Here is a 15,908-nt window from a genome sequence, read left to right on the forward strand (position 1 = left end):
TGTAGGCATCGCGCAGCTGGCTGTAAAATTAATGCTCCATAAGCTAGGTATTAGGTTTTCTAATGATGAATTTGGCCCATTGGCGCCTGCTGCTCGCGGCCGCCGACACACGCAACATCTCGCGGGCGGCGGAGCGGGTCGGCATCACGCAATCCGGCGCCAGCCAGGCCATCGCGCAGATGGAGGCGTCGCTGGGCGCGCAGTTGTTGATACGCGAGCGGCGCCAAGTCGGTGTCACGGCGTTCGGGGAGCAGGTCGTCGCGCATGCCCGCGCGATGCTGGTCGAGTTCGACGCGATTCGTTCGCTTGCCCATGCCGCGCAAGGCTTGCATGCCGGGCGCATCCGGGTGGCCGGCTTCCCATCCGTGATGACCACCGTGCTGCCGCCGCTGCTGCAGGCGTTCAAGCGCCGCCATCCCGGCGTCGACGTCGTGGCGCTGGAAGGCACGGACGACGAGGTGGAGCAGTGGCTGGCGGATGACACGGTCGAGTTGGGCGTGGTGCTGAATCCCGCGCCGGGGCGGGAGGCGGTCATCATCGGCCGCGATGCCTGGGTGGCGGTGGTGCCGACCCATCATCCGTTGGGGCGGCGCTCAAGCGAGCAGGGCATCACCTTGGCCGAGTTGGCCAATGAACCGTTCGTGCTGGCGACCGGCGGCTGCACGGTGCATGCGCAGAGCCTGGCCGAACAAGCCGGCCTCACGCTGACCGATATCCGCGTCACGGTGCGCGACCTCGGCAGCGCTGCCGTGCTGGTCAGGGAAGGACTAGGCGTGGCAATCATTCCCGAATCCGCCTTGCCGGAAGACCGGCGCGGACTGCGGATTATGCAGCTGCAGCCGCGCCTGTATCGCGAGTTCGGCCTGCTCCGTTCGCAAGCCGGCCGCGCCTCCGCCGCCGCCCAAAAACTTTGGGGTCAAGTCTGACATTCGGACACGAGCTCTGCTGTAGCGACGCGCTACAGCAGAGCTCGTGTCCGAATGTCAGACTTGACCCCACCGGTTTTAAGCGATGATTTTCGCGACGCGCGCTTCGATGGCTTTAGCCAGCAGGTGGATGTGGTAGCCGTCGACGAAGCCATGGTGCGCCAGCACCGACATCGTCATTGTCAGCTTGCCGTCGGCGCGCGGGTCGCTGAAGCGGCCCCAGGCTAGCGAGGGGATGTCGTAATTCTTGTGGCAGTAAATCGGATGCTCGATCGCCACCAGCTTCAGCCACGGCATGCAGGTGATGTGGACGTTGCGCTTCTTGTCGAGCGGGCTCAGCGCTTCTGTGGTGTTGACCAGCGTGTCGCTGGCTTCGGCGATCTTTTTCGCCGCCACGCTGCGCTCAACGAACTCGTGCAGGTCCGAGGAGCGTTCGAAGCGCGCAAAGTTCAGATTGTTGTCCCGGTTGAGCACCGTGTACGAGGCCATGAAGTCGTCAATCTTGATGACCTCGCCTTCGTGGACACGGTACATGAAGTTGTCGTTCTCCTTGAGCGAGTTCAGCACGCAATACAGGAAGACGTGGAACGGCGGCAGTTTGTGTTCCTTGCAGAAGGGCCGGAAGTCCGGTACCTCCAGTTCGAAGCTCAGGTTGACCAGCGGGTTTTCAAATGAGGCAAAGGCGTTGTATCGGTCGCGGCGTTTTTCAAAATTATGCATGTGGGATCGGGTTAAATGGATTCAGTATTTTCAGGTTTGGAGTGCGTGAGAAGGCATCGCCCTTGTCGCGAGTAACCACCACCAGGTCATGGATCAATGCGATGGCTGCGATTTGCTTGTCGATCGTATGGGGATCTTTTGTGTCGCTCGAAAGCAAAGTGCCCCATACCCTGGCTGCCTCAACGTCGAATTGCAGAATGTGATCGCCAAACCCTGTCAACACGCTGTCCAGCCAGAGCTCGTATTTTTCAGCCCGCTGCAATGCCTGCTCGCCGACTGCGCGTCGCAACTTCGCGATGCCGGCCTGTATTTCGCCTATCACCTGCACTGGCAAAAACAAGCTGTTGCTCTCTGTGGCGGCGAAGAACTTTATCACGCCGGCATTGGCTCGCTTGCCTTTGCTGTACTCGGAAAGTACGTTGGCATCAATCAAAAACATCGCTACCTGAGATCGAACAGTTCGTCATCGCCGAAGTAGGGCATCGCCGCCAATACTTCCTTGAACGAGCGTTTTTTCGGCTGCTTAGTCAGGTGAGCTCGCAGGATTTCGCGGTGTTCGGCTTCCGCGCTGCGGCCGTTGGCTGCCGCCAAGCGTTTTAACGAATCGACGATCTCATCGTCCAAGTCACGAACCAGCAGCTGCGACATGATGCTCTCACGGGATTGATATCATTGATAGCAGTATAGGGAAGCGCATGCGCATTGCAAGCCGACTTATGCCTGCGCCGGCGATGCCACTTCCGCTTGCAGCGTAATGTGGTCGATGCCATGCTTTTCCAGCAGCATGGACTTGATGTTGAGCAGGATCTCCGGCCAGCGGGCGAGGTCGGTGACTTCGACATGGCCGATCAGCGCCGGATGGCCTGGCGACATGTCCCACACATGCAGGTCGTGCACCGAGCAGACGCCGTCTATTTTTCCGAGGTCGGCGCCAACGCTCAGGTAGTCGATCTGCTCCGGCACGCCGCCCATCAGGAAGTGATACGACTCGCGCAGCACGTCGATGGTGGATTTCAAAATCAGCAGCGCGACAAAGATCGACAGCAGCGGATCGATCTGCATCCAGCCGGTGTAGTAGATGACGGCGCCGGCGATCAGCGCTGCCACCGAACCCAGCAAATCGCCGATCACATTGACCAGCGCGGCGCGCGTATTCATATTGCTGTCGCCGCGCGACAGCATGTAGGCCAGCACCAGGTTGATCAGCAGGCCAATGCCGGCCACGATGAACACGGTGCCGCCTTGCACCTGCTCCGGCTTGGAGAAACGCTGCACCGCCTCGAACACGATCCAGCCGACCAGCAGCAACAGCACCAGGCTGTTGACGAAAGCCGCCAGCGCCTCGGCACGGCCGAAGCCGAACGAGTGGCGCGCCGACGGCGGCCGCTTGGCGATCAGCTGCGCCAGCAAGGCCAGCCCCAGCGCGGCGGCGTCGGTGACCATGTGGCCGGCGTCGGAAATCAGCGCCAGCGAATTGGACATGAAGCCGGTCACGACTTCAACCACGGCGAATCCCAAGGTCAACGCCAGCGACCACGCCAGCACCGACTGGCTGCGCTGCACATTGAAGTGCGCATGTAGGGCGTCGCCGTCGCGGTGTTCGTGCAGGTGGGCGGACGGGGAGGGTGGCAGCTCTACGCTAGTGTTGGCGCGGGTTTCGGCTTGCATCGGCTTCTTGTTGTAGTGAGGACTCCCATAGTTTAATGGATGTCGATGACCCGCGTATGGCATCCTCATAGTGCAATTTGTAAATGTTTCCGAATAATGCCCTTGTTTTTCTCCGGATCGCTCTCTATAATGCTGGTCTTCGGGCGGTTAGTTCAGCTGGTTAGAATACTTGGTCGACATCCAAGGGGTCGCAGATTCGAATTCTGCACCGCCCACCAGATTACGTAGCAAAGCAGTAAAAGCGCAGTAAAATAGCAGTACCACGGGCGGTTAGTTCAGCTGGTTAGAATACTTGGTCGACATCCAAGGGGTCGCAGATTCGAATTCTGCACCGCCCACCAGAACATGTAAGAGCGAGAAAGGCAATCCGGTTATGACACCGCGAACTACTACCAAGCTTTGGGAGTGACGCTAGTCGATCGGGATTCTTTTTGCTCAAAAAAAGAGAAAACGCGGCTAGTCCGCGTTTTTTTTCGTCCGCGTTTTTATTATCATTTTTTGTACCACTACCTGGCGCCCGCGCCGAAATGGAGATCGTTATGCTTTCAGTTCGCCTTCCCGATGGTTCTGCCCGTGAATTCGACGGCCCAGTCACCGTTGCACAAGTGGCGTCCAGCATTGCAACCAGCCTGGGCAAGGCCGCGCTGGCCGGCAAGGTGGATGGCAAAGTGGTGGATACCTCTTTCCTGATCGAGAAAGATTCCGACCTGGCCATCATCACCGACAAGGACCCTGAAGGCCTGGACGTGATCCGCCACTCGACCGCCCACTTGCTGGCCTACGCGGTGAAGGAGCTGTTCCCCGATGCGCAAGTGACCATCGGCCCGGTCATCGAAAACGGTTTCTACTACGACTTCTCGTACAAGCGTCCGTTCACGCCTGACGATCTGGTCGCCATCGAAAAGAAAATGGCCGAGTTGGCCAAGAAGGACGAGCCGGTCACCCGCAAGGTGCTGCCGCGCGACGAGGCTGTGGCCTACTTCAAGTCCATCGGCGAAGCCTACAAGGCCGAGATCATCTCGTCGATTCCCGCCGACCAGGATGTGTCGCTGTACACCGAAGGCAGCTTCACCGACTTGTGCCGCGGCCCGCACGTGCCATCGACCGGCAAGCTGAAAGTGTTCAAGCTGATGAAGCTGGCTGGCGCCTACTGGCGCGGCGACAGCAAGAACGAAATGCTGCAGCGTGTCTACGGCACCGCCTGGACCAAGAAGGAAGACCAGGAACAGTACCTGTTCCAACTGGAAGAGGCGGAAAAGCGCGACCACCGCAAGCTGGGCAAGCAGCTGGACTTCTTCCACTTCCAGGACGAGGCGCCGGGCCTGGTGTTCTGGCATCCGAAGGGCTGGACCATCTGGCAGCAGGTTGAGCAATACATGCGCAACAAGTACCAGGTCAACGGCTACCAGGAAGTGAAGGCGCCGCAGATCCTGGACTCCAGCCTGTGGGGCAAGACCGGCCACTGGGACAACTACCGCGAAAACATGTTCGTGACGGAGTCGGAAAACCGCTCCTACGCGCTGAAGCCGATGAACTGCCCGGGTCACGTGCAGATCTTCAACAGCAATATGCGTTCATACCGCGACCTGCCGCTGCGCTACGGCGAGTTCGGCCAGTGCCACCGCAACGAGCCGTCGGGCGCGCTGCACGGCATCATGCGCGTGCGCGGCTTCACCCAGGATGACGGCCACATCTTCTGCACCGAAGAGCAGATCGAGCCGGAAGTGGTGGCCTTCCACACGCAGGCGATGGAGGTCTACAAGGACTTCGACTTCAACAATATCGAAGTCAAGCTGGCGCTGCGTCCGGACAACCGCATCGGCACCGACGAAGTGTGGGACGAGGCCGAGGACGCGCTGCGTTCGGGCCTGCGCGCCTGCGGCGTGACCTGGACCGAATTGCCGGGCGAGGGCGCGTTCTACGGTCCGAAGATCGAGTACCACCTGAAGGATTCGCTGGGCCGCCCATGGCAGGTCGGCACGATGCAGGTCGACTTCTTCATGCCGGAGCGCCTGGGCGCCGAGTACGTGGCGGCCGACAACAGCCGCCAGGTGCCGGTCATGCTGCACCGTGCGATCGTCGGCTCGATGGAGCGCTTCATCGGCATCCTGATCGAGAACTACGCGGGCGCCTTGCCGGCGTGGCTGGCGCCGGTGCAGGTATCGGTGCTGAACATCTCCGACGCGCAGGCCGAATATGTGGCGCAAGTGGCTGAAAAGCTGCGCCGGAGCGGGTTCCGCGTGCAGACCGATTTGCGCAACGAGAAAATAACCTATAAAATACGCGAACATTCCGTCCAAAAACTGCCCTACATTCTTGTGGTTGGCGATAAAGAGCGGGATGCCAATACCGTGGCTGTGCGGGCACGGGGCAATGTCGATCTGGGCGTCATGTCCGTCGATGCCCTGATCGAGCGACTCCAGCAAGACGTCGCCAATAAAGCCTGATCGCGCAGTCCTTCATTAGATTTTAAAAGGAATCACCATAGCTACTGACAAGTCGCATCGCATCAATGGCGAAATCACTGCCCCTGAAATGCGTTTAAGTGGGGTCGATAACGAGCCTCTCGGTATCGTGAGTTTGGCCGAAGCCTTCCGCCTGGCGGAAGAAGCAAACGTCGACCTGGTCGAGATCGCGCCTACCGCGGTCCCGCCGGTCTGCCGTTTGATGGATTACGGTAAATTCAAGTATTCGGAGCAGAAGAAGGCTCACGAAGCGAAATTGAAGCAGAAGATCATCGCCGTGAAGGAAGTCAAATTCCGTCCGGGTACCGATGATGGCGACTACAATATCAAGCTGCGTAACCTCATCAAGTTCCTGGATGAAGGCGACAAAACCAAGATCACGCTGCGTTTCCGCGGCCGTGAAATGGCGCACCAGGATATTGGCTTCCGTATGCTGGAACGCCTGAAAGCCGACCTGGAGCCGTACGGTCAGGTCGAGCAGTTCCCGAAGATGGAAGGCCGTCAGATGATCATGGTCCTGTCTCCGAAGAAAAAGAAGTAATCCTGCTTTAATGGCAATATAAGAGGCGCTCAGGCGCCTCTTATAATTTGTGGTGCAGAATTGCAGCATCTGGTCTATAATTGCCGGCTGTTGTAAATGTAGTGGACTCGCATCTGCTGCAAAAACAAGTGAAAGCAGGCATCTAAGTGTGACGTAGTGTCGCCACCTGCAATCCTGTTTGATATGGAGCTACCCAAGAGGGTAGATTGCTATGCCAAAAATGAAAACCAAAAGCTCCGCGAAAAAACGTTTTCGCGTGCGTCCGGGTGGTACTGTTAAATCGGGTATGGCCTTCAAACGCCACATCCTGACCAAGAAGACCACCAAGAACAAGCGTCAGCTGCGCGGCACCCGTAACATCAACGCTTCGGACGTCACGTCCGTCATGCGTATGATGCCAACCGCTTAATCTCACAACTAAGGAGTTACTATGCCTAGAGTAAAACGTGGGGTTACAGCTCGTGCCCGTCATAAAAAAGTATTAAACCTGGCCAAGGGTTACCGCGGTCGTCGCAGCAAGGTATACCGTATTGCCAAGCAAGCAGTGATGCGCGCTGGCCAATACGCTTACCGCGACCGTCGTAACAAGAAGCGCGTCTTCCGCCGTCTGTGGATCGCTCGTATCAACGCCGCTTCCCGTGAGCATGGCGTTACCTACAGCGTCTTCATGAATGGTCTGAAGAAAGCTTCGATCGAACTGGACCGTAAAGTCCTGGCCGATATGGCAGTGATGGACAAGCCAGCGTTCGCTGCGATTGTCAACGCTGTGAAAGCAAAAATCGCTGCTTAATACGCATTGATTTGGACGCGTGGTCCCGGCAACGGGGCTGCGACTGAGAACGGGGCAAAGGTTGAAACCTGTGCCCCGTTTTTGATTGAGGATAAGAAAAACGCATGGACTCCCTGGAACAACTCGTCGCCTCAGCAGTGCAGGATTTCGACGCCGTCAAAGATGACGCGGCCGCACTGGAAAATGCCAAAGCCAAATATCTGGGCAAGACCGGCCAGATCACCGAATTGATGAAGGGGTTGGGCAAGCTCGACCCTGAAGCGCGCAAGGCGCAGGGCGCCCTGATCAATGCTGCCAAGGGGCAGATTGAAGCGGCGCTGACGGCCCGGCGCGACGCGCTGGCCGACGCCCAGATGCAAGCTCGCTTGAACGCCGAGGCCATCGATGTCTCGCTGCCTGGCCGCGGACGCGCCGGCGGCGGCATCCATCCGGTGATGCGGACCTGGGAACGTGTGGAGGCCATCTTCCGCTCCATCGGTTTCGATGTGGCCGACGGCCCCGAGATCGAAAACGACTGGACCAACTTCACGGCGCTCAACAGCCCGGAAAACCATCCGGCCCGCTCGATGCAGGACACCTTCTACATCGAGGGCAACGACAGCGAAGGCAAGCCGCTGCTGCTGCGCACGCACACCAGCCCGATGCAGGTGCGCTACGCCCGCAGCCATACGCCACCGATCAAGGTGATCGCGCCGGGCCGCACCTACCGCGTCGACAGCGACGCCACCCACTCGCCGATGTTCCACCAGGTCGAGGGCCTGTGGATCGCCGAGAACATCAGCTTCGCCGACCTCAAGGGCGTGTACCTGAACTTCGTCAAGGCCTTCTTCGAGACCGACGACCTGCAGGTGCGCTTCCGTCCGTCGTACTTCCCGTTCACCGAACCATCGGCCGAGATCGATATCGCCTTCGGTTCCGGTCCGTTGAAGGGCCGCTGGCTGGAGATTTCCGGCTCGGGCCAGGTGCATCCATCGGTGGTGCGCAACTTCGGCCTCGACCCGGAAAAGTACATCGGCTTCGCGTTCGGCTCCGGCCTGGAACGCCTGACGATGCTGCGTTACGGCGTCAACGACCTGCGCCTGTTCTACGAAGGCGACCTGCGCTTCCTGAAGCAGTTCAACTAACAATAACGAAACGGTCGAGCGCCGCCCAGGTGCGCGCTCCCGTCGGACTATCTTTGAAGGCTTGATTATGCAATTCTCCGAAAACTGGCTCCGTACCATGGTCGATCCGAAGATGACTTCGGACGAACTGGCCCATCTGCTGACGATGTCCGGCCTGGAAGTGGAAGAAGTCGAAGCGGTGGCGCCGCCGTTCTCCAACGTGGTCGTCGGCCACGTGCGCGAGATGGCCAAGCATCCGAACGCGGACCGCCTGAACGTCTGCCAGGTCGATGTCGGCACCGGCACCTTGCTCAACATCGTTTGCGGCGCGCCCAATGTGCGTCCCGGCCTGAAGGTCGTGTGCGCGATGGCCGGCGCCGTCCTGCCGCCCGGCGCCGATGGCAAGCCGTTTGAAATCAAGGTCGGCCAGCTGCGCGGCGTCGAGTCGCAAGGCATGCTGTGCTCGGCCAAGGAACTGAAACTGTCGGAAGAGGGCAGCGGCCTGCTGGAACTGCCGGACGACGCGCCGGTCGGCCAGAACTTCCGCGACTACTACGCGCTCAACGACCTCAAGTTCACCATCAAGCTGACCCCGAACAAGGCGGACTGCCTGTCGGTGCTGGGCGTGGCGCGCGAAGTGTCGGCGCTGACCGGCGTGGCGCTGCATGTGCCGTCGTTCCGCCCGGTCGCCGTCAACAGCGCCGAGGTGCTGCCGGTCAAGATCTCCGCGCCGGACCTGTGCGGCCGCTTCTCCGGCCGCGTGATCCGCAACCTGAACGCCAAGGCCGCCACGCCGGACTGGATGAAGCAGCGCCTCGAGCGCAGCGGTCAGCGCTCGGTGTCGGCGCTGGTGGACATCTCCAACTACGTGATGCTCGAGCTGGGCCGTCCCACCCACGTGTTCGACCTGGCCAAGATCCATGGCGGCCTCAATGTCCGCTGGGGCAAGGCCGGCGAGACGCTCAAGCTCTTGAACGGCAACACCGTCACGGTCGACGAATGGGTCGGCGTGATCTCGGACGACAAGGAAATCGAATCGCTGGCCGGCATCATGGGCGGCGACGCCACCGCCGTCTCGCTGGAGACCGAATCGATCTACCTGGAAGCGGCGTTCTGGTGGCCGAACGCCATCCAGGGCCGCGCCCGCAAGTACAACTTCTCGACCGACGCCGCCCACCGCTTCGAGCGCGGCGTCGACTACGCGACCACGGTCGAGCACATCGAGCGCATCACCTCGCTGCTGATCGAAATCTGCGGCACGCCGACCACGCAAGTGGGCCCGGTCGACGACCAGATCGTCAACGTGCCCAAGCGCGCGCCGGTGCAGATGCGCACCGCCCGCGCCCAGAAGGTGATCGGCGTGGCATTGGACGACAAGACCATCGCCGACATCTTCACCCGCCTGGCGCTGCCATATACGTTAGCCGATGGCCCGAACGGGGGAGTGTTCTCGGTGACGTCGCCGTCGTACCGCTTCGACATCGAGATCGAGGAAGACCTGATCGAGGAAGTCGCGCGCGTCTACGGTTTCGAGAACATCCCGACCGTGGCGCCGGTGGCTGCCAACACGATGATCATCGCGCCGGAAAACACCCGCTCGCTGTTCGCCGTGCGCCACCAGCTGGCCGACCTGGGCTTCCAGGAAGTGGTCAACATGAGCTTTGTGGACGCGGCCTGGGAGCAGGATTTCGGCGGCAACGCCAACCCGATCAAGCTGCAGAACCCGATCGCCAGCCAGATGAACGTGATGCGCTCGACGCTGATCGGCAGCCTGGTGGCCAACGTGCGCTACAACCTGAACCGCAAGACCAGCCGCGTGCGCCTGTTTGAGATCGGCGCGGTCTACCTGCGCGACGACAGCGTGGCCGACGGCCCGTTGACTGTGGCCGGCTACCACCAGCCCAAGCGTGTGGCCGCCATGGCCTACGGTAACGTGGCCGACGAGCAGTGGGGCCAGGACAACCGCGCAGTCGATTTCTTCGACCTCAAGGCCGACCTGGAGCACCTGTTCGCGCCGCTGCCGCTGCGCTTCGTCAAGGCCGAACACCCGGCGCTGCATCCGGGCCGCTCGGCGCATGTGCTGCTCGATGGCAAGGTCGTCGGCTTCATCGGCGAGCTGCACCCGCGCTGGCTGCAAAAGTACGAACTGCCGCACGCGCCGGTAGTGTTCGAGGTCGACGCTGTTGCTCTTCAGCAACGCACCGTGCCGGAATACGCCGAGATCTCCAAGTTCCCGGGCGCCACGCGCGACCTGGCCGTGGTGGTCAAGCAGCATGTTCCAGCGCAAGACCTGCTGGACGCGTTTGATGCAGCAGTGCAAGTAAGTCCACACGGCAAGATCGTGCAAGCCATTGTTTTGTTTGATGAATATCGTGGTAAAGGGCTGGAGGCAGACGAAAAATCGCTTGCTTTCCGCTTTAGCTTGCAAGATACTCAAAATACGCTGCAGGACGATGTGGTGGAAGCGGTGATGAGCGCGGTCGGTGTAGCCGCCACGCAAAAACACGGCGCCCGTCTGCGTACTTGATAGCGACTTTTTTGATCATCTGGGAGTCCGGCCTGTGCCGGACTCATTCGTTCTTAGATAAGGCAGGGCAGGAAAATTAATAATAACGACGTCGATTCCGCCGTACTCCAATCCGCATTGGCTGCCGATTTGCATCGGGCCATGCAGGTGGCCAAGGTACGCCAGGATGCAGAGAAAGATTTGCCTACGCTGACCAAGGCGGAGCTGGCCGAGCTGTTGTTCGAACAGGTCGGGCTGAACAAGCGCGAGGCCAAGGACATGGTGGAAACCTTCTTCGACGAGATCCGCAACGCGCTCGAGCGCGGCGAGGCCGTCAAGCTGTCCGGTTTCGGCAATTTCCAGCTGCGCGACAAGCCGCAGCGTCCGGGCCGCAACCCCAAGACCGGCGAGGAAATCCCGATCACTGCGCGCCGCGTGGTGACCTTCCATGCCAGCCAAAAACTCAAGGGCATGGTCGAAGAGAGCAATCCTATGGCGCGCGCCGCCTGAGCCGGGACTGAGCCGTGATGAATGACCGCCTCGCCAAATCCGAACTGGTTGTGCTGCCGCCGATCCCGGCCAAGCGCTATTTCACGATCGGTGAAGTGAGCGAGCTGTGCGGCGTGAAGCCGCACGTGCTGCGCTACTGGGAGCAGGAGTTCACGCAGCTCAAGCCGGTCAAACGGCGCGGCAACCGCCGCTACTACCAGCACCACGAGGTGCTGTTGATACGCCGCATCCGTGAACTCCTGTACGAGCAGGGCTTCACCATCAGCGGCGCCCGCAATAAGCTCGACAGCCGCGCGTACGATCCCGCTGCGGCGGAGTATGATGGTGGCTTGGCTGTCAACGGCAAGCCTGTGACGGACGTTCCTGCTCCGCTGGACCGCGACATGATACGCGGCGAGCTGCTGGCGATACTGACGTTGCTTAAGCAGCCCTAGCGCACTACTGCCGTGAAGTGCGGCTGGCGGAATGATTGCTGCTATAATTTCAACATTATTCACATCAGCGACGCTGATAGACGGTGGCGTGAAGTCCGGTGGGGCCCATGGCGCGACAGCCGGACAAGACGAGGGGAAACAATGATACGCGTTGCCATTTGTGACGACCATCAGATAGTAAGAGCAGGATTCAAACAGATTTTTTCGTCCGCGGACGATTTCGACGTGGTGGCGGAAGCCGGTACCGGCCGTGAGGCGCTGGAAATCGCGCGGCGCGAGATTTGCGACGTGCTGCTGCTCGATATCGCCATGCCCGACCAGAGCGGCATCGACACCTTGCGCACCATCCGCCAGGGCCAGCCGGACTTGCCGGTGCTGATCCTGTCCGGCTATCCGGCGCAGCAGTACGCGCTGAACCTGTTCAAGATGGGCGCCAACGGCTACCTGAACAAGGAATGCGAGGCCGACGAGCTGATGTCCGCCGTGCGCACCGTGTACCAGGGCCGCCGCTATGTCAGCTCGACCGTCGGCGAACTGCTGGCGCAAAGCTTTGACCGTGATCCGAACACCGCGCTGCACACCGAGTTGTCGGACCGCGAGTTCCAGGTCTTCCTGCGCCTGGCGCGCGGCGCCACCGTGTCGGACATCGGCGTGGCGCTGTCGCTGAGCATCAAGACCGTCAGCACCTACCGCACCCGCATCATGGAAAAAATGGGCATGCAGTCGAATTCCGACCTGACCTACTACGCCATGAAGAACAACCTGCTCGATTAGCAAGCTTGCCGGGGCGCGCACTGTTGCCGCTGCTCCATTCAGCATCCTGTTCCCCATCGGACTATAATCCGGCTAGTGTGGCATTTGTCCGCCCCGGATTAACCCTTGTGAAGGAAACTCGTCAGGATGTATTTCACCGTCGAAACAGCGCCGCATCACCGCCTGCCGCTGTACAAGACCGTCTTGTGCGTGACCTGTGCGCTCTTGCTGATCGTCAACGGATTCAGCCTGTTCCACAATTTGCAAGCGTTGCGCGGGGCGCAGGTGCAGCTGGGCCAGACCGCCCGGGTGGCCGATCGCCTGCAATACCTCAACGTGCTGGTGCTCGACGCCGAGAGCAGCATGCGCGGCTATTTCCTGTCCGGGCGCGACGCCTACCTGGGGCCGACCAAGACCGCGCTGGCCGAGACCGAAATCGAATTCAAGGAACTGGAAAAGCTGCTGGCCGATAGCCCGTCGCAGCTGAAAAACCTGGCGCAGCTGCACACGCTGGTGCGCCGCCGCCTCTCCATCATGAGCCAGGCCATCGACGTCTACCGCGAGGGCGGGCTGGAGGAGATCGTCAAGATCGCCAAGCTCAGCGACGGCCGCGCCAGCATGGACGAGATCCGCCTGCAGGTGGTCATTATGGAGCAGGAGCAGAACGAGACGCTGGTCACGCGCAGCGCCACCTTCTACCAGGAATACCAGAAAGCCGTGTTGCTGGGCATGGGCATCAACGCGCTGGCCATCTTTGTGCTGGTCATGTTCTACCAGCTGGTGCGGCGCAGCTTCGCCAACCGTGCGCAGGTCGAGCACGCGCTGCAAAGCGCCAATGAAAACCTGGAATCGCAGGTCGAGCAGCGTACCGAGCAGTTGTCGGTGCTGTCGCGCCACCTGATCAGCATCAGCGAGGAAGAAAAGGTCCGCCTGTCGCGCGAGTTGCACGACGAAATGGGCGCCAACCTGACCTCGATCAGCATGGACATCGCCGCCGTCACCCAGCAATTGCAGAAGACCGACCCCGAACTGGCCACCCAGCTCAAGCGCGCCCGCGCCACGCTGGTGGAAACAGTGGAAATGAAGCGCCGCATCGTCGAGAACCTGCGTCCCAGCCTGCTCGACAACCTGGGCCTGTGCGCCGCCATCGAAAGCTATTGCAGCGAATTCAGCCGTCTGGCCCAGGTCCGTTGCGATTGCGACGTGGCCGCTGAAATCGAAAGCGCGGCCGGCCGGTCGGGCGATTTGTCGATTGCCTTGTTCCGCATTGTGCAGGAATCGCTGACCAATATCCGCAAGTATGCCAAGGCCAGCCGCGTGACGGTCACCCTGAGCCGCAACCAGGGCGGGCTGATGCTGCGCATTATCGACGATGGCATCGGCATCGCCGCCAACAACATCGTCAAGCCCATGTCGCATGGACTGCTGGGCATGCGTGAACGCGCCTTGCTGTTGGGCGGTACGCTGACCATCCGCCGTGGCCGCAATGACGCCGGCACTTGTATCGAGGTCTCCATTCCCTTGCGCACCCGCCCGCCGGCGGAGGAGCGCCGCGCCGACATGACGACGCTGCCACCGGCCATCAGTGATGTGCTTAGCAGCGTGCTACATCCACCAGCAGACGTTCATATTCCGTCCGGGCCACCTTGTAGCACTCACCCGCATACGCCTCCAAGCCTGACCGATCAAGCACAGTGATATTGCCGCGGCGGTAGGCGATCAAGCCTTCGTCCTGCAGCTTGCCGGCGGCGGCGGTGATGCTTTCGCGGCGCACGCCCAGCATGATGGAAATCATTTCCTGCGTGACCTTCAATTCGTTCGATGGCGAGCGGTCCAGGCGGTCCAGCAGCCAGCGGCACAGCTTTTGTTCGATCGAGCTGTGGCGGCCGCCGACAGCGTTCTGCGCCATCTGCGCGAACAGCGCGGTGTTGTAGCGCATCAGCAGCGCGGGCAGGGCGCCGCCCTGGTTGAAGGCGTCGCGCAGGTGCTGGGCCTTCATGCGGTAGCCGTAGCCGGCCGCCTGCACCACGGCGCTGCACATGGCGCGCTCGCCCTCGAACAGCGAGACGCCGACCACGCCCTCATGGCCAACCACGGCGATCTCGGTGGTGGCGCCGTCTTCCATCACGTACAGCAGCGAGACAATGGCGGTGGTCGGGAAATGGACGTAGTCCATCGCGCCGCCGAACTCGAACAATTCTTTGCCGAAGGGCAGTGTCACCAGTTCCAGGTGCTCAAACAACGATTCCAGCACGTCGCGGGGCAGCGCGGCCAGCAACTCGTTCTGCTGGGCGCCGCTGATGCTGACAACAGGCCGTGACGCAACGTTGAATTCTTTCGAGTTCACCGTCATGCGTGGCGCTGCGGTTTTGTCGGTTGCGTTAATTTGGGTGTTGTTCATTTTGTTCCTCACAATCTGGCTATACAAGAGCACCAAAGGCGTGCTTCAGTGTTGCCATAATTTTGAGGTCTTTGTTAAATTGCGAACATAAGAGGAGGGGACGCCCCCGTGTAGGCTTGCAACATGGCACTTTGTAGTCCTGGTCCTACACGAGCTCTATTTTTCTCCGCAGCGCGCGTGCATAATGCACAAATTCAAATCAAGTGGCGCACAGATCATGCATGTACTTGTGGTGGAGGACGACGCGGTCTTGGCCGATGGCCTGAGCCGCGTGTTGAGCGGCCACGGCATGGCGGTCGAGGTGGTCGGCAACGGCACCCAGGCCGACGCGCTGCTGCAGCGGGCCGAGCACACCGAGGTGGTGGTGCTCGACATCGGCCTGCCCGGCATCGACGGTTTCGAGGTGGTGCGGCGCCTGCGGGCGCGCGGCAGCCAGGTGCCGGTGCTGCTGCTGACCGCGCGCGACGCCATCGAGGACCGGGTGCGTGGCCTGGAGCTGGGCGCCGACGACTACCTGGTCAAGCCCTTCGCCACCGCCGAGCTGGTGGCGCGGCTGCGGGCGCTGGCGCGGCGCAACACCCCCAAGCCGGCCGTGCTGGCGCTGGGCGACCTGGCGCTGGACCTGTCGGCCAAGCGCGCCCGCGTGCGCGACAAGACCATCGAGCTGTCGGTGCGCGAGTGGGCGGTGCTGGAATACCTGCTGCAGCACGGCGCGCGCGTGGTCTCCAAGCAGCAGATCATCGACGCCATCCTGCCCTGGGGCGACGACCTGACCCTGAACGCGGTGGAAGTCTACATCTCGCGCCTGCGTCTGAAGATCGCCGACGCCGGCGTCTCGATCCGCACCATCCGCGGCTTCGGCTACATGCTGGAGCAGGCCCCGGCGGCCCATGAAGAATGAATAGCATCCGGCTGCGGCTGCTGAAATGGCTGATCGGCCCGATCCTGCTGATCAACCTGGCCGGCGGCGCGCTGACCTACATGCTGGCCTGGCTGCCGGCCCAGCAGGCGTTCGACCAGAGCTTGTCCGACGCCGCCGCCGCGCTGGGCGCGCGCCTGGGCGGCGACGGCGGCCAGCTGCGCATCGACCT

At 61.1% G+C, this 15,908-nt stretch carries 18 protein-coding genes and 2 tRNA genes; 15 read left to right on the forward strand and 5 right to left on the reverse strand.

What is annotated here, in order from left to right:
- The first annotated feature begins 62 nt into the window (after nt 1-62).
- Nucleotides 63-926, forward strand: coding sequence for a LysR family transcriptional regulator (locus GTP90_RS23380; RefSeq protein WP_161085800.1), 864 nt, complete (start codon nt 63-65; stop codon nt 924-926).
- Nucleotides 927-1,004: 78 nt separating this feature from the next.
- On the opposite strand, the gene GTP90_RS23385 is transcribed toward GTP90_RS23380, so the two are convergent.
- From GTP90_RS23385 to GTP90_RS23400, 4 genes are all read right to left on the reverse strand, one after another.
- A complete protein-coding gene (locus GTP90_RS23385) occupies nt 1,005-1,646 on the reverse strand; it encodes a CatA-like O-acetyltransferase (protein ID WP_161085801.1) in 642 nt (213 codons plus the stop codon).
- Complete coding sequence (locus GTP90_RS23390; protein WP_161085802.1) at nt 1,639-2,085, reverse strand: type II toxin-antitoxin system VapC family toxin; 447 nt, start codon at nt 2,083-2,085, stop codon at nt 1,639-1,641. Before GTP90_RS23390 ends, GTP90_RS23385 begins: the two co-directional genes overlap by 8 nt.
- A 2-nt stretch (nt 2,086-2,087) precedes the next feature.
- A complete protein-coding gene (locus GTP90_RS23395; protein WP_161085803.1) occupies nt 2,088-2,294 on the reverse strand; it encodes a FitA-like ribbon-helix-helix domain-containing protein in 207 nt (68 codons plus the stop codon).
- A 66-nt stretch (nt 2,295-2,360) separates the two neighbouring features.
- On the reverse strand, nt 2,361-3,314 hold the full coding sequence (locus GTP90_RS23400; protein WP_161085804.1) for a cation diffusion facilitator family transporter: 954 nt from the start codon (nt 3,312-3,314) through the stop codon (nt 2,361-2,363).
- Nucleotides 3,315-3,455: 141 nt separating this feature from the next.
- On the opposite strand from GTP90_RS23400, the gene GTP90_RS23405 reads away from it, so the two are divergent.
- The 12 genes from GTP90_RS23405 to GTP90_RS23460 all read left to right on the forward strand — a co-directional run bounded on the left by GTP90_RS23405 (nt 3,456) and on the right by GTP90_RS23460 (nt 14,114).
- Nucleotides 3,456-3,532: transfer RNA gene (locus GTP90_RS23405), tRNA-Val, on the forward strand.
- Nucleotides 3,533-3,578: 46 nt separating this feature from the next.
- A tRNA-Val gene (locus GTP90_RS23410) sits at nt 3,579-3,655 on the forward strand.
- A gap of 198 nt (nt 3,656-3,853) precedes the next feature.
- The gene (thrS, locus tag GTP90_RS23415; RefSeq protein ID WP_117011386.1) at nt 3,854-5,761 is read left to right on the forward strand and encodes a threonine--tRNA ligase; all 1,908 of its coding nucleotides are present in this window, start codon (nt 3,854-3,856) and stop codon (nt 5,759-5,761) included.
- A gap of 19 nt (nt 5,762-5,780) precedes the next feature.
- The gene (gene infC / locus GTP90_RS23420) at nt 5,781-6,320 is read left to right on the forward strand and encodes a translation initiation factor IF-3 (RefSeq protein ID WP_071658961.1); all 540 of its coding nucleotides are present in this window, start codon (nt 5,781-5,783) and stop codon (nt 6,318-6,320) included.
- 211 nt (nt 6,321-6,531) lie between these two features.
- The gene (rpmI, locus tag GTP90_RS23425; protein WP_008449407.1) at nt 6,532-6,729 is read left to right on the forward strand and encodes a 50S ribosomal protein L35; all 198 of its coding nucleotides are present in this window, start codon (nt 6,532-6,534) and stop codon (nt 6,727-6,729) included.
- A gap of 21 nt (nt 6,730-6,750) precedes the next feature.
- Entirely contained in the window at nt 6,751-7,110 is a 360-nt protein-coding gene (gene rplT / locus GTP90_RS23430; protein ID WP_008449404.1) for a 50S ribosomal protein L20, read from the forward strand.
- Between the two features lie 104 nt (nt 7,111-7,214).
- Complete coding sequence (gene pheS, locus GTP90_RS23435) at nt 7,215-8,234, forward strand: phenylalanine--tRNA ligase subunit alpha (RefSeq protein ID WP_161085805.1); 1,020 nt, start codon at nt 7,215-7,217, stop codon at nt 8,232-8,234.
- Nucleotides 8,235-8,301: 67 nt separating this feature from the next.
- Complete coding sequence (pheT, locus tag GTP90_RS23440) at nt 8,302-10,740, forward strand: phenylalanine--tRNA ligase subunit beta (protein WP_161085806.1); 2,439 nt, start codon at nt 8,302-8,304, stop codon at nt 10,738-10,740.
- A 141-nt stretch (nt 10,741-10,881) separates the two neighbouring features.
- Entirely contained in the window at nt 10,882-11,229 is a 348-nt protein-coding gene (locus tag GTP90_RS23445; RefSeq protein ID WP_019919772.1) for an integration host factor subunit alpha, read from the forward strand.
- A 17-nt stretch (nt 11,230-11,246) separates the two neighbouring features.
- Complete coding sequence (locus tag GTP90_RS23450) at nt 11,247-11,663, forward strand: MerR family transcriptional regulator (RefSeq protein WP_161085807.1); 417 nt, start codon at nt 11,247-11,249, stop codon at nt 11,661-11,663.
- A 141-nt stretch (nt 11,664-11,804) separates the two neighbouring features.
- The gene (locus tag GTP90_RS23455; protein ID WP_161085808.1) at nt 11,805-12,437 is read left to right on the forward strand and encodes a response regulator; all 633 of its coding nucleotides are present in this window, start codon (nt 11,805-11,807) and stop codon (nt 12,435-12,437) included.
- Between the two features lie 126 nt (nt 12,438-12,563).
- Complete coding sequence (locus GTP90_RS23460; RefSeq protein ID WP_161085809.1) at nt 12,564-14,114, forward strand: CHASE3 domain-containing protein; 1,551 nt, start codon at nt 12,564-12,566, stop codon at nt 14,112-14,114.
- Here GTP90_RS23460 and GTP90_RS23465 read toward each other — a convergent pair.
- Complete coding sequence (locus GTP90_RS23465) at nt 14,011-14,817, reverse strand: Crp/Fnr family transcriptional regulator (RefSeq protein WP_161085810.1); 807 nt, start codon at nt 14,815-14,817, stop codon at nt 14,011-14,013. The genes GTP90_RS23460 and GTP90_RS23465 overlap by 104 nt on opposite strands.
- Nucleotides 14,818-15,034: 217 nt before the next feature.
- On the opposite strand from GTP90_RS23465, the gene GTP90_RS23470 reads away from it, so the two are divergent.
- A complete protein-coding gene (locus GTP90_RS23470) occupies nt 15,035-15,718 on the forward strand; it encodes a response regulator transcription factor (protein WP_161085811.1) in 684 nt (227 codons plus the stop codon).
- The coding region (locus GTP90_RS23475; RefSeq protein WP_175048199.1) for a sensor histidine kinase N-terminal domain-containing protein at nt 15,715-15,908 on the forward strand (194 nt) is incomplete at its 3' end. The genes GTP90_RS23470 and GTP90_RS23475, both read left to right, overlap by 4 nt.

Origin of the sequence: Duganella vulcania, from assembly GCF_009857655.1 — a bacterium.
In the GTDB taxonomy this organism is placed as follows: Bacteria; Pseudomonadota; Gammaproteobacteria; order Burkholderiales; family Burkholderiaceae_D; genus Rugamonas; species Rugamonas vulcania.